Raw genomic sequence first — 12,891 nt, forward strand, 5'->3', positions numbered from 1 at the left:
TGTCCACCCCCGAAGCCCTGCGCTGCCTCAAACGCCGTCTAGCACGTGTCGTCTTCAACCACCTCACCACCGACCACACAGCCGCCCGGGCTTGCCTTCCGGCCGCGGCTTGACATAGGAGAAACTCATGTCCACCGAGTGGCTCGACGCCGAGCAGCAGCGCATCTGGCGGGCCCTCCTCGGAGGCACCACCGTGCTGAACGACCGCCTGGATCGTGACCTGCGCTCGGCCCACGGACTCTCGATGGCCGAGTACGAGATCCTCGTGCGTCTCTCCGAGTCCGAGGACCGTTCGATCCGCATGGCCGACCTCGCCGCGGCCGTCGCGCACTCGCGCAGTCGCATCACGCACACCATCGCGCGCCTCGAGCGCAGCCGGTGGGTCCGCCGCGTGCCCCACCCCGACGACCGCCGCGGCGTGGTCGCCGAGCTCACCGACGAGGGCTTCGCGCTGCTCGAGAAGGCCGCGCACACGCACGTCGACGGGGTCCAGGCCTACCTCGTCAAGCGTGCCGACCCGGACGACTTCCGCGCCCTCGGACGAGTCATGGAGTCGGTGCGCGACGCGCTCGACGGCCAGACGTTCTGATCCTCGCCCGAGCACACCGTCGCCCGGTCACCGCGCACACGCTCGCTCGCGCACGGCAATCCAGCCCACCGCACGGGATGCTTCCCGTGGGGAGGGCAGGGAAACCGTGTCCTGGGTTCGATTCCCACGAGGTCATGGGAATCGGACGGACGGTCAGTCGCGGGTCAGGCGGCGGTGCGTGACGCGGTGCGGCCGCGCGGCCTCCTCGCCCAGGCGCTCGACCTTGTTGGCCTCGTAGGAGGCGAAGTTGCCCTCGAACCAGAACCAGCGACCCGGCTCGTCCTCGGTGCCCTCCCAGGCGAGGATGTGGGTGGCGATGCGGTCCAGGAACCAGCGGTCGTGCGACGTGACCACGGCGCAGCCGGGGAACTCCAGCAGCGCGTCCTCCAGCGACGACAACGTCTCGACGTCGAGGTCGTTGGTGGGCTCGTCGAGCAGCAGCAGGTTGCCGCCCTGCTTGAGCGTGAGCGCGAGGTTCAGGCGGTTGCGCTCACCGCCGGAGAGCACCCCGGCCTTCTTCTGCTGGTCGGCGCCCTTGAAGCCGAACGACGCGACGTAGGCGCGGCTGTTCATCTCGAAGTTCGCGACCTTGATGAAGTCGAGCCCCTCGGAGACGACCTCCCACACGTTCTTGTCCGGGGCGATGTTCGCGCGTCCCTGGTCGACGTACGACAGCTTCACGGTCTGACCGACGTCCAGCGTGCCCTCGTCGGGAGTCTCGCCACCGGTGATCATGCGGAACAGCGTGGTCTTGCCCACGCCGTTCGGTCCGACGATGCCGACGATGCCGGCGCGCGGCAGGGAGAAGGAGATGTCCTGCCACAACGGACGGTCGCCGAAGGACTTCGTGAGTCCCTTGGCGTCCAGGACGACGTCGCCCAGGCGGGGTCCGGCCGGGATGTTGATCTCGGAGGTGTCGATCTTGCGGGCGCGCTCGGCCTCGGCGGCCAGCTCCTCGTACCGGGCCAGACGGGCCTTGGACTTGGCCTGGCGACCCTTGGCGTTGGAGCGGACCCAGTCGAGCTCCTTCTCCAGCATCTTGGCGCGCTTGGCGTCCTTGTTGCCCTCGATGGTGAGGCGCTCGCGCTTGCTCTCCAGGTAGGTGGAGTAGTTGCCCTCGTAGCCGTGGATCTGGCCGCGGTCGACCTCGGCGATCCACTCGGCGACGTTGTCCAGGAAGTAGCGGTCGTGGGTGACGGCGAGGACGGCACCGGGGTAGTTCTTCAGGTGGCCCTCGAGCCACTGCACCGACTCGGCGTCGAGGTGGTTGGTGGGCTCGTCGAGCAGCAGGAGATCGGGCTGCTGCAGCAGCAGCTTGCACAGGGCGACGCGACGCCGCTCGCCTCCGGAGAGGTGGTCGACGATCTCGTCCGGCGGCGGGCAGCGCAGTGCGTCCATCGCCTGGTCGAGCCGGGAGTCCAGCTCCCACGCGTTGTGCTGGTCGAGCGCGGTCTGCAGGTCGCCCATCTCGGCGAGCAGCGTGTCGTAGTCCGCCTCGGGGCTCGCGAGCTCCTCGCTGATCGCGTTGTACCGGTCGAGCTTGCCCTTGATCTCGCCGACGGCCTCCTCGACGTTCTCCAGGACCGTCCTGCCCTCGGTCAGCGGCGGCTCCTGCTGGAGCATGCCGACCGTGGCATCGGGGTCGCGGACGACGTCGCCGTTGTTGGCCTGGTCGAGCCCGGCCATGAGCTTGAGCAGCGAGGACTTGCCCATCCCGTTGGGACCGACGACACCGATCTTGGCGCCGTGCAGGAAGGACAACGAGACGTTGTCGAGGACCACCTTGTCGCCGTGGGCCTTGCGGACGTTGCGCAGAGAGAGGACGTAGTCAGCCATGGTGCGGCCAGCCTACCGAGAGCACGCGGCGCGGACCGTGGCGGCTCAGGAGGTCGCGCGGACGATGCCGTCGCGGTAGCGACGGTACCGCTCGAGCTCGGCGCGGACCGGCTCCACGGCGTGCTGCGCGGCCACCTCGGCTGCCGCCGTGCGCAGCGTCCCCTCCACGCGGTCGGCGCGCGAGCGGGCCGAGGCTCGGCCTCCGAGCGCGCCCGCCAGGGTCAGCACCACGCCGGCGACCGCCCCCAGGACCGCGAGCAGGACCGACGCGGGCAGGCCCGCCACCTGCGGACCGTCCGGCACCGCGACACCTCCGACGTCGGGAGCGAGGGCGAGGGCGGACCACCCCAGACCGACGACGAGGGCGACGAGACCGACCCACTGCAGCGCTGCGACGGCGCGCCAGGCGGCCGGCACCTCGGCAGGTCCCGCGTCCAGCGAGCGCAGTGCCCCCTCGAGCCCGTCGGTGACGGCATCGGCCCGACCACGGACCGCCTCGGTCACGGTCGAGCGCCACGGCGCGGCGAGTCCCACCGACGCGGTGTCGGCGAAGGTGCCGAGCACCTGGTCGACGCGCGAGCGGTCGAGGGCGCCGACGGTCGGGACCGTCTCGTCCGACAGCTCGGCGAGCTCGGCCGTCGGGTCGTCACCACGTCGACGTGAGGCGAGACGCAGCGGTGGCCAGGCGGTGGTGCGCGCGACGCGCCGACGCAGCGAGGACTCGAGCGCCTGCGCGAGGTCGGGAGCGCCGGTGGCCTCGGCGAGCCCGTCCGTCAGCGCCTGACGGTCGACGTCACCGATGCCCGGGACCTCGCTCGTCCCCCCGGACCGGGCGATCCGCTGGGCGATGTGGTCGAGGTCGCTGGCGAGTCGGTCACGAGCCGAGGACTTGGCCTTGATGCGCCGCTGCAGCTCGCGCTTGAGGTCGTCGATGCCGTCGCCACGGGCGGCCGAGACGCCGAGGACCGGCACGTCCGGCAAGCCCTCGCGGGCGAGGATGGCGCGGACGTCGTCGAGGGCCCGCTCGCGCTCGCCGTAGGCGATGCGGTCGATCTGGTTCAGCACGACGAGCATGACGTCGCTGTAGCTCGCCATGGGCTTGATGTACCGGTCGTGGATGGCGGCGTCGGCGTACTTCTGCGGGTCGAGGACCCAGACGACGAGGTCGCTGTACTCGACCAGCCGCTCCATCTCGACGTGGTGCGAGACCTCGGTGGAGTCGTGGTCGGGCAGGTCGAGCAGCACGAGGCCGTCGAGTCGCGTCTCGGCCGAGGAGGTGTCGAGCATGCTCATGCGCGAGACCTGGTGCCGCGCCGGGATCCCCATCCAGGCGAGCAGCTCCGAGGCGCCGTCCGGGCCCCAGGCACAGGCCAGCGCCCACGACGTGGTGGGGCGACGCACGCCGACGCCGGCCAGCTCGAGGTCGGTGAGCGCGTTGAACAGCGAGGACTTGCCCGACCCGGTCGCCCCCGCGAGGGCGACGATCGTGTGCTCGCCGGAGAGCTGCAGGCGCTGCACGGCGCGTTCGGCGAGGTCGCGAGCGGGCTGCACGAGCGCGTCGTCCAGGCGACCCTCGCCGGCCTCGATGGCCTCCCCGAGGCCCGTGAGCCGCTCGGAGACCTCCGAGCGAGGTCCCGGGTAGGCCTTCCGGGCCGCGTCGGTCAGTGCGCTCATGCGTGCTTGCCTCCGTCGGCGAAGAAGTCGAGGTGGCGAGCGTACTCGGCCTGCCGCGCCGCACCTCGCACCTCGTCACGCAGCGCCTCGAGCCTCGCCGGGGAGTCGATGAGACCGCCGAGCCGGCGGCGTTCGGCGTCCAGGGGCGTCCCGACCACCTCGAGCAGTGCCGTCGCGGCCCGCTGCACCAGGGCGGCGGCCGGGGCCGCCTCGAAGATCGAGGACAGCAGTCGTTCGGCAAGGGCGAGGGACCGGTCCCGGGACTGCGCCTCGCTCGACACGGCGAGCACCATGACGGCGACGGACACACCGTTGACGCCCACGGCGAGGAACGTCGCACTCATGCGCTTGTCGGCTCCCTGCGAGCGCACCATGTCGACGACCCGGTCCCGCCAGTCGCGCGCGAGCCGCTCGGCGGTGACGGCGACCTCACGCGAGACGCGGTCGAGACCTTCCTCGGCGGCGGAGGATGCGCCGGCCGAGGAGTCGGTCCACCCGGTGGCCGTGTCGCGCACTGCTCGTTCCACGTGCTCTCGCACGAGGCCCTGCAGGGCCTCGGTCACGGACTCGAGGACCTCGTCGGACTTCGCCCGGCGGCCCGTGACGTTCTCCACGATGCGGTCGCGCAGCCGTGTGACCCTCTCCTCGACGGAGCGCAGCAGCTCACCGCTGCCGACGAACTCCTGCCACCGGCTGAGGACGCGCCCGCGCAGCAGGCTGCCGTCGACCGCTTGGCGACGCAGCTGCGCCGACGAGCTCTCGAACGCTGCGTCGAGGACCGCGTGCAGGCTCGCAGCACCGGTGACCACCGCGTCCATGCCGTCGGCGATGTCGAAGGCAGCCATGACGTTGTGGCGCACGGCGCCGTCGAGCGTGGCGTGCACGACGGAGGCACGGCCCATGGGGTCGCCGGCCAGCTCGTGCAGCCAGGTCCTGATCGGAGCGACCGCGCTGCGCGGCAGCAGGCCGGACTCGTCGGTCTGCGTCTCCGAGACGGTGAACAGCGGCGAGTCGGAGAGTCCTCGCGAGGTCATCATCCGCGCCAGGTGGCCGCGGACCTCCACGACCTGCTCCTCGTGGGTGCGGTCGAGGACGACGGCGACCGAGCTGGCCCGCTCGGCGGCGCGGGCCAGGTAGTCCCACGGGACCTGGTCGGCGTACCGCGCGGCCGAGGTGACGAACAACCACAGGTCGGCAGCGGCCAGCAGCTGCGCGGCGAGCTGGCGGTTGTCGGCGTCGATGGAGTCGATGTCCGGCGCGTCGAGGATCGCCAGTCCCCGCGGGACGAGGTCGGAGGAGACGAGGCGCAGGGCGTAGACGTCGTTGGTGGTGACCTCGGTGCGGGGCAGCTGCGGGAGGATCCGGTCGGGCTGGAACCAGTGCTCCTCCTCGGGGTGGTGGACCAGCACCGGCGATCGCGTGGTCGGGCGTAGCACCCCGGACTCGGTGACGGGCTCGCCCACGAGGGAGTTGACCAGCGTCGACTTGCCGGCTCCCGTGGATCCGCCGACGACGGTCAGCAGCGGTGCCTCCAGCTGGACCAGCCGAGGGATCACGTAGTCCGAGAGCTGGTCGATCACCTCTGCCCGCGCTGCGACGACCGGTGCCGGGACGGCACCCCGTCCGGTCCGCTCGAATGTCCGGTCGAGCGCGGTGAGGGCGGAGAGCAGTCTGCTCAGCGCTCCCAGCAGCTCCGCAGATGCATGTTCGCTGGGCACCGGCACTCCTCTCCTGACCTCATCCGTCTCCTCCGTCACAGATTAGTGGACCGACACGGGTCAGCGCGGGGCCAGGGGCGTCAGGGCAGGGGGCAGTCGCAGGGCCGGTCTCAGCTCGCTCATCTCGTCGAGCAGACCGTAGGTCCGTTCGATGCCGTGCGGCTTGTGACGCCCGGTCATGATCGCGTCGTGCAGGAAGGCCATCTCGGTGGCCAGTCGCTGGTACCGGGTGACGATCTTGGCGGCGACCTTGCCGTGGTGCTCGCGGGCGTGGCGCCGGGCGGCGGTCCGGTGGCCGAAGCGCGAGAGGTACGGGATCTCCGCCGGGTGGATCCAGCCTCGCTCGGCCACGGCCGACAGCGACCGCTCGAGGGTGCGCACCTGACCGACGCGCACGACGACCGCTCCGATCGCGAGGCCGAGCAGCAGCATGCCGAGCACGAGGTACACGAGGACGAAGGCCGCTCCCCCGCCGTAGGAGAGCGAGGCGTTCCAGAGGCCGTGCAGGGCGATGCTGACCGCCATCCCGACCGTCCCGACCAGCACCTTGAGCACGCGCGAGCGCAGCATCACCGCGATGCCCAGCGAGATGCCGAACGCCGACAGGAACAGCGGGTGCGCGAACGGGCTGAAGATCCCGCGCACGATGAAGGTGGTGGTGGCGGCGTCGGTGCCGGACAGCGGGACCTCCGGCGTCCCGACGTAGCTGATCGCGTAGTAGCCGATGTTCTCGACGAACGCGAAGCCGAGACCGACGATCCCGGCGACCACCAGACCGTCGACGAACCCGTCGATGATCCGCCGCCACCGCAGGAACGTCAGCAGGAGGAACAACCCCTTGGCCGGCTCCTCCGACAACGGCGCGACGAAGGAGGCCAGCTGCTCGTCGGAGAGGTCGAAGAGGCTGGCGGCGCTGATCTGCACGGCCAGGGCGATGGCGACGGCGACCACCCCGCCCCACACGAAGGCCGCGAGCTTGTAGCGTCGCGGCTCCGGCTCGTAGCGGTCGAGCCACCAGTAGGCCCACCACAGCAGGGGCAGTGGGATGAGGGCGTACCCGAGCGAGAGCCCGGCTCCGGTGACGTCGCCGGCCTGCGTGGACAGGAAGACGCCGCCGACCAGCCCGGCGACGCCCGTGACGACGAAGCCGACGGTCAGCAGCGTGCGCCCACGCTGCTTCGGGCGCTCCTGACGTCGCGGGACGCGAGAGGGGATCTCACCGGGTCCCGCGGGCGGATCGGTGGGCGGGGCGATCATGCGGTGCACCCGCCTGACCCTAGGGCACCGGCACTAGGCTGTCGTCCGAGCGCCCGTAGCTCAGCTGGACAGAGCAAGAGCCTTCTAATCTCTGGGTCGCAGGTTCGAGTCCTGCCGGGCGCGCTCGGCCCGACCGGGCTCAGCGTCCCGCTGCTGCGCCGGCAGGAGTCGCCAGCAGCGCGGCGAGGTCGTCGAGGGCACCCGGCACCAGCTGGTAGAAGGACCACGTGCCGCGCCGCGAGCGGGTCATCAGGCCGGCCTCGACGAGCACCTTCAGGTGGTGCGAGACCGTGGCCTGCGCCAGCCCCACCGGCTCGGTGAGGTCGCACACGCAGGCCTCCTGGCCCTCCGTCGCCGCGACGAGCGAGAGGAGTCGCAGCCGCGTCGGCTCACCGATCGCCTTGAAGCGCGCCGCCAGTCGGACCGCGTCCTCGACGCCGACGGTCTCGTCGACGATCGACGCGCAGCAGGCAGCACCCGCCTCGGGGTCGCCCACGGGGACGGTGGCCGGGTCCGCGATGAGGTCCATCGCTCCAGTATGCCTCATTCATCGATCGTTCTCGATCTGACCATCGACATCCGTCGATGGGGTGCTACGCTCCCGGCATCGACGGACGTCGATCCAGTCCCCGGCTGCCGACCTCAGGAGACCCACCCTCCATGACCGCCTCGAACAGGCCCGCTCCCGATCACCCCGCCCCCGATCACACCGTGCCCGCACCCGGCGAGGCCGACGTCGTCGCCCGACTGTCGGCACTCGACCGCTTCCTGCCGGTCTGGATCGGCATCGCCATGGCCGCCGGGCTGCTCCTCGGCCGCTCCTGGCCCCAGCTCGTAGATGCCCTGGAGTCCTTCACGGTCGGTGACGTCTCCGTGCCGATCGCCGTCGGACTGCTGGTCATGATGTACCCCGTGCTGGCCAAGGTCCGGTACCGCGAGGTCGGCCGCGTCACCGGCGACCGACGCCTCATCGTCGCGTCGCTCGTCCTGAACTGGCTGCTCGGCCCGGCGCTGATGTTCGCCCTGGCCTGGCTGCTGCTGCCGGACCTGCCGGAGTACCGCACCGGCTTGATCATCGTCGGCCTCGCCCGCTGCATCGCGATGGTGATGATCTGGAACGACCTCGCCTGCGGCGACCGCGAGGCCGCCGCTGTGCTGGTCGCCATCAACTCCGTCTTCCAGGTCGTCGCGTTCGCTGCGCTCGGGTGGTTCTACCTTCAGCTGCTGCCCGGCTGGCTCGGGCTGCCCACCACCAGCGCGGAGTTCTCCATCGCGGCCATCACCATCAGCGTCCTCGTCTTCCTCGGCATCCCGCTGCTGGCCGGGTTCCTCACCCGGGTGATCGGCGAGCGCACCAAGGGCGAGCAGTGGTACGAGGAGACGTTTATCCCTCGCATCGGCCCCTGGGCGCTCTACGGCCTGCTGTTCACGATCGTCCTGCTCTTCGCCCTGCAGGGCGAGCAGATCACGAACAACCCGTTCGACGTCGTGCGGATCGCGGTGCCCCTGCTGGTGTACTTCACCCTCACCTTCGCCCTGGGCATGGTGATCGGCCGCTGGCTCGCCCTGGGCTACGCCAGGACCGCGACGCTGGCGTTCACCGCGGCGGGCAACAACTTCGAGCTCGCGATCGCCGTCGCGATCGGCACCTTCGGCGCCACCTCAGGACAGGCCCTCGCCGGCGTGGTGGGTCCGCTCATCGAGGTCCCCGTCCTGGTCGGCCTCGTCTACGTCGCACTGTGGGCACGACGCTTCTTCCCCACGGCAGGAGTCCCCCGATGACCGACCCGGCCCCGTACGACGCCGTCCTCGAGGACCTCGCCCACGCCTCCGACGGCGTCTTCTCCCGAGCGGAGGTCGAGACGAGCGTCGAGCAGGCGCGAGACGCCATCGAACCCCTCGTGACCGTCCGGACCTACCCGCCCGTCCTCGTCCGTCGCTACGCCACCGAGCTGCTCACCGCCCAGGCCCAGGCCGCCGGCAAGAGGACCTCCGGCGTGCCGGAGATCCTCGTCGTCTGCGTGCACAACGCCGGACGCCCGCAGATGGCGGCGGCGAGCACCTCGCGCCGGACCGCGTGCACGTGCGCTCGGCCGGCTCGGCGCCGAGCGGCGAGATCAACCCGCTCGCCGTGCAGGTCCTCGGCGAGCGCGGCATCGACCCACCACCGCCTACCCCAAGCCGTTGACCGACACCGTCGTCCACGCCGCCGACGTCATCGTGACGATGGGCTGCGGCGACGAGTGCCCCTACGTCCCTGGCAAGCGCTTTGAGGACTGGGAGGTCGCCGACCCGGACGGCGCCTCGCTCGAGACCGTGCGCGACATCCGCGACGACATCCAGGCGCGCGTGGCCGCACTGCTGCGCGACCTCGACCTCTGACCCGCACTCTCCACCCCGACGTCTCCGAAGGATCGACATGACCACGTCCACCACCCGCCCCTCCGTCCTCTTCGTGTGCGTCCACAACGCCGGCCGGTCGCAGATGGCCGCCGGGTTCCTGCAGCACCTCGCCGGCGACCGCATCGACGTCCGCTCGGCCGGCTCCATGCCGGGTGACACGACCAACCCCGTGGCCGTCGAGGCGATGGCCGAGGTCGGCATCGACATCGCCGGCGAGCAGCCCAAGAAGCTCAGCGACGACGCGGTGCAGGCCTCCGACGTGGTGATCACGATGGGGTGCGGCGACGAGTGCCCCTACGTCCCCGGCAAGCGGTACGAGGACTGGGTCCTCACCGATCCCGCCGGCCAGGGCATCGAGGTCGTCCGCGAGGTCCGAGACGAGATCCGCGGCCGCATCGAGGAGCTCATCTCGTCGCTCGAGGGTCCGTCGACGGGCTGATCGCGACACCGACCGTTCACCTTCCGGCCCCACGGGGTTCGACCCGGGCTCATAGCGTCGAGCCGTCGGGGGGCCGGCGACGGAGCGCTCCCTGCCACGATGCGAAGGGACGCACATGACCATCTCACCCGAGCGACGCCTGCTGCCGATCGTCACCGACGAGGAGGGTTCGGACGGGCCCTGCTCGAGTCGACGATCCGCCATGACCTGCCGTTACCGCTGCGGTGACGCGTGCGGCCACGACGCACCCAACACGTCGGACAACCCGACGTTCGCCGAGGTCATGCAGGACGCGATCAGCCGCCGCACCGTGGTGCGCGCCGGCGCGGTGATCGGCGCCGCCGCAGCCATCGGCCTCTCGAACAGTGCTCCCGCTGCCGCGACCCGGCCCGCCGCACCCGGCGCCCCGGGCAAGGGCAAGCCACCGACCAAGGGGCCCGGACGCGGACCGCTCGGGCTGCGGTTCGAGCCGGTCGCGCCGAACCGCGCCGACGCCGTCGTCGTCCCGCCCGGCTACGCCCAGGACGTCGTGATCCGGTGGGGCGACCCGCTCTTCCGCGACGTCCCGGCGTTCGATCCCCGTCGCCAGAGCGCCGCGGCTCAGAAGCGCCAGTTCGGGTTCAACTGCGACTTCCTGGAGATCCTCGACCACGACAGGGATGTCAAGCTGCTCGTCGCCAACCACGAGTACACCAGCGAGGAGCTCATGTACCCGGGCTACGACCCCGCCGCTCCGACGCGTGAGCAGGTCGAGACCTCGTGGGCCGCCCACGGTCTCAGCGTCATCGCCGTGCGAGCCGCCCGCCGCGACGGCCGCTACGAGCCGATCGTCGGGCACCACATGAACCGACGCTTCCACACGCAGACCGAGTTCGAGCTGTCCGGTCCCGTCGCCGGCCACCCGCTCGTGCGGACCTCGGCCGACCCGGCCGGTCGCACCGTCCTCGGCACGCTGAACAACTGTGCCGGCGGCATCACCCCCTGGGGCACCTGGCTGACCGCCGAGGAGAACTTCAACCAGTACTTCGCGAACGCCGGACGCGTCACCGATCCCGTCCAGGCTCAGCGGCTGACCCGCTACGGCCTCCCGAGCGGCGAGACCGAGCGCAAGTGGGAGCGCTTCGACGACCGCTTCGACGTCGCCAAGGAGCCCAACGAGCCCAACCGGTTCGGGTGGATCGTCGAGGTCGATCCTCACGACCCGACCTCCACCCCGAAGAAGCGCACCGCGCTGGGCCGCTTCAAGCACGAGGCCGCCACCCCCCGCGTCACCAAGGACGGACGCGTCGCGTTCTACATGGGCGACGACGAGCGCTTCGACTACCTCTACAAGTTCGTCAGCCGCGACAAGGTCAAGCGCGGGACGTCGGCCGCCGCGCGACGCGCCAACCGTGACCTGCTCGACCACGGCACCCTGTACGTCGCCCGGTTCACCGGCGACTCCCCCGGCGAGATCGACGGCAGCGGGCGCCTCCCCGCCGACGGGCAGTTCGACGGTGCGGGCGAGTGGATCCCGCTGGTCTTCGGCACCCGCTCCTACGTCCCGGGCATGAGCGCGGAGGAGGTGCTGCTCTTCACGCGTCTCGCCGCCGACCAGGTGGGGGCCACCAGGATGGACCGCCCCGAGGACGTCGAGCCGAGTCCGCGTTCGGGCAAGGTCTACGTCGCCCTGACCAACAACACCAACCGAGGCGCCGCCGGCCGCGCGGGCGCCGACGAGGCCAACCCGCGCACGAACAACAAGCACGGGCACGTGCTGGAGCTGACCGAGGACAGGAACGACGCCGCCAGGACCCGGTTCACCTGGAACCTGCTGCTGGTCTGTGGCGACCCGGCCGACCCCTCGACGTACTTCGGCGGTTTCCCCAAGGAGCACGTCTCGCCGATCTCCTGCCCGGACAACGTCGCCTTCGACCCGCACGGGAACCTGTGGATCTCCACCGATGGCAACGCGCTCGGCTCCAACGACGGCCTCTTCGGTGTCGTGGTGGAGGGGCGCGACCGCGGCCGGACCACCCAGTTCCTCAGCGTTCCCCGTGGCGCGGAGACGTGCGGTCCGGTCATCCGCGACGACCGCGTCCTGGTCTGCGTCCAGCACCCCGGGGAGATCGACGGCGCCTCGGCCGACGCCCCCGCGTCGAGCTGGCCCGACGGAGGCGGCTCGATCCCGCGGCCCTCGGTGGTCACCGTCTGGAACACGCGCGGCAGGAAGATCGGTGTCTGAGTAGATTCCTCGTGTGCCCGCTCCCCCGCCCCGCATCGTCCTCGCGGTCGCGGCGGGAGGGGCGCTCGGGACCCTGGCCCGGCACGCACTGACCCTGGCGCTCGATCCCATGGCGTCGCTGCCGTGGGGCACCCTCCTGGCGAACCTCGTCGGGTCCTTCCTCCTCGGGGTGGTGGTCGCCGTCGTGGTCTCCCCGCTGTGGCGCGCTGCCGTCGGCACCGGGGTGCTCGGAGGGTTCACCACCTACAGCGCCTTCGCGGTCCAGACGTCCGAGCTCGCCACGGATCTCCCCGCGATGGCGCTCGGGTACGCCCTGGCGACCGTCGTCGGCGGCTGGGCGCTCGCGCTGCTCGGCATCGTCGTGGGACGCAGGACCCGTCGATGACGCTCCTGGCGATCGCGCTGGCAGCCGGGGTGGGATCAGCAGCGCGCTTCCTCCTGGAGAGCGCCATCAGCGCCCGCGCGGGGACGCGCTGGCCCTGGGGCCTGCTCGTGGTGAACGTCAGCGGGTCGTTCGCCCTGGGGCTCGTCGTCGGCGCATCCCTCCCCGACTCCTGGACCGTGGTCCTGGGCATCGGGTTCCTCGGCGGCTACACGACCCTGAGCGCCGCCAGCGTCGCCGCAGCGCAGCGATCGCTGCGCCGCGACGACGCCGTCGCGCTCGCCGGCAGCATGGTGATGCTGCTGTCCGCCCTGGCGGCGGCGGCGCTGGGCACGGCGCTCGCCTGAGCGACCTGCGCCCGGCACCGGG

General features: G+C 71.4%; 13 protein-coding genes and 1 tRNA gene. 9 read left to right on the forward strand and 5 right to left on the reverse strand.

The window, feature by feature from the left end; genetic code table 11:
* Positions 1 to 127 precede the first annotated feature (127 nt).
* Positions 128 to 589, forward strand: coding sequence for a MarR family winged helix-turn-helix transcriptional regulator (locus ABD213_RS12480; protein ID WP_344329145.1), 462 nt, complete (start codon positions 128 to 130; stop codon positions 587 to 589).
* A gap of 153 nt (positions 590 to 742) precedes the next feature.
* On the opposite strand, the gene ettA is transcribed toward ABD213_RS12480, so the two are convergent.
* Genes ettA through ABD213_RS12500 form a run of 4 tightly spaced genes read right to left on the reverse strand, consistent with a single transcriptional unit; the run spans position 743 to position 7,074 of the window.
* Entirely contained in the window at positions 743 to 2,425 is a 1,683-nt protein-coding gene (gene ettA / locus ABD213_RS12485) for an energy-dependent translational throttle protein EttA (protein ID WP_344329148.1), read from the reverse strand.
* A 45-nt stretch (positions 2,426 to 2,470) separates the two neighbouring features.
* On the reverse strand, positions 2,471 to 4,099 hold the full coding sequence (locus ABD213_RS12490) for a GTPase (RefSeq protein WP_344329150.1): 1,629 nt from the start codon (positions 4,097 to 4,099) through the stop codon (positions 2,471 to 2,473).
* Positions 4,096 to 5,817: a dynamin family protein gene (locus ABD213_RS12495; RefSeq protein ID WP_344329152.1), complete on the reverse strand. Its 1,722-nt coding sequence runs from the start codon at positions 5,815 to 5,817 to the stop codon at positions 4,096 to 4,098. The genes ABD213_RS12490 and ABD213_RS12495 overlap by 4 nt, the downstream gene beginning before the upstream one ends.
* 60 nt (positions 5,818 to 5,877) lie before the next feature.
* Positions 5,878 to 7,074, reverse strand: coding sequence for a PrsW family intramembrane metalloprotease (locus ABD213_RS12500; RefSeq protein WP_344329459.1), 1,197 nt, complete (start codon positions 7,072 to 7,074; stop codon positions 5,878 to 5,880).
* A gap of 49 nt (positions 7,075 to 7,123) precedes the next feature.
* Between ABD213_RS12500 and ABD213_RS12505 the strand changes: the two genes are divergently transcribed.
* Positions 7,124 to 7,197: transfer RNA gene (locus ABD213_RS12505), tRNA-Arg, on the forward strand.
* 16 nt (positions 7,198 to 7,213) lie between these two features.
* Here the strand turns inward: ABD213_RS12505 and ABD213_RS12510 are convergent.
* Complete coding sequence (locus tag ABD213_RS12510; protein ID WP_344329155.1) at positions 7,214 to 7,603, reverse strand: ArsR/SmtB family transcription factor; 390 nt, start codon at positions 7,601 to 7,603, stop codon at positions 7,214 to 7,216.
* Between the two features lie 131 nt (positions 7,604 to 7,734).
* Here ABD213_RS12510 and arsB point away from each other — a divergent pair, with 131 nt between their 5' ends.
* From arsB to ABD213_RS12540, 7 genes are all read left to right on the forward strand, one after another.
* A complete protein-coding gene (gene arsB, locus ABD213_RS12515; protein WP_425546063.1) occupies positions 7,735 to 8,856 on the forward strand; it encodes an ACR3 family arsenite efflux transporter in 1,122 nt (373 codons plus the stop codon).
* Positions 8,853 to 9,347, forward strand: a complete 495-nt coding sequence (locus ABD213_RS15120) for a three-helix bundle dimerization domain-containing protein (protein ID WP_425546064.1) — start codon at positions 8,853 to 8,855, stop codon at positions 9,345 to 9,347. The genes arsB and ABD213_RS15120 overlap by 4 nt, the downstream gene beginning before the upstream one ends.
* Positions 9,259 to 9,456 carry a hypothetical protein gene (locus ABD213_RS12520; protein WP_344329159.1) on the forward strand — a complete coding sequence of 66 codons (198 nt, stop codon included), beginning with the start codon at positions 9,259 to 9,261 and terminating at the stop codon, positions 9,454 to 9,456. The genes ABD213_RS15120 and ABD213_RS12520 overlap by 89 nt, the downstream gene beginning before the upstream one ends.
* A 37-nt stretch (positions 9,457 to 9,493) precedes the next feature.
* The gene (locus ABD213_RS12525; RefSeq protein ID WP_344329162.1) at positions 9,494 to 9,916 is read left to right on the forward strand and encodes an arsenate reductase ArsC; all 423 of its coding nucleotides are present in this window, start codon (positions 9,494 to 9,496) and stop codon (positions 9,914 to 9,916) included.
* 115 nt (positions 9,917 to 10,031) lie between these two features.
* The gene (locus ABD213_RS12530; protein ID WP_344329164.1) at positions 10,032 to 12,140 is read left to right on the forward strand and encodes a PhoX family protein; all 2,109 of its coding nucleotides are present in this window, start codon (positions 10,032 to 10,034) and stop codon (positions 12,138 to 12,140) included.
* A 13-nt stretch (positions 12,141 to 12,153) separates the two neighbouring features.
* Positions 12,154 to 12,525 carry a fluoride efflux transporter FluC gene (locus tag ABD213_RS12535; RefSeq protein WP_344329166.1) on the forward strand — a complete coding sequence of 124 codons (372 nt, stop codon included), beginning with the start codon at positions 12,154 to 12,156 and terminating at the stop codon, positions 12,523 to 12,525.
* Complete coding sequence (locus ABD213_RS12540) at positions 12,522 to 12,869, forward strand: fluoride efflux transporter FluC (protein WP_344329169.1); 348 nt, start codon at positions 12,522 to 12,524, stop codon at positions 12,867 to 12,869. Before ABD213_RS12535 ends, ABD213_RS12540 begins: the two co-directional genes overlap by 4 nt.
* Positions 12,870 to 12,891 lie beyond the last annotated feature (22 nt).

The organism is Aeromicrobium halocynthiae (assembly GCF_039531385.1).
GTDB classification, from domain to species: domain Bacteria; phylum Actinomycetota; class Actinomycetes; order Propionibacteriales; family Nocardioidaceae; genus Aeromicrobium; species Aeromicrobium halocynthiae.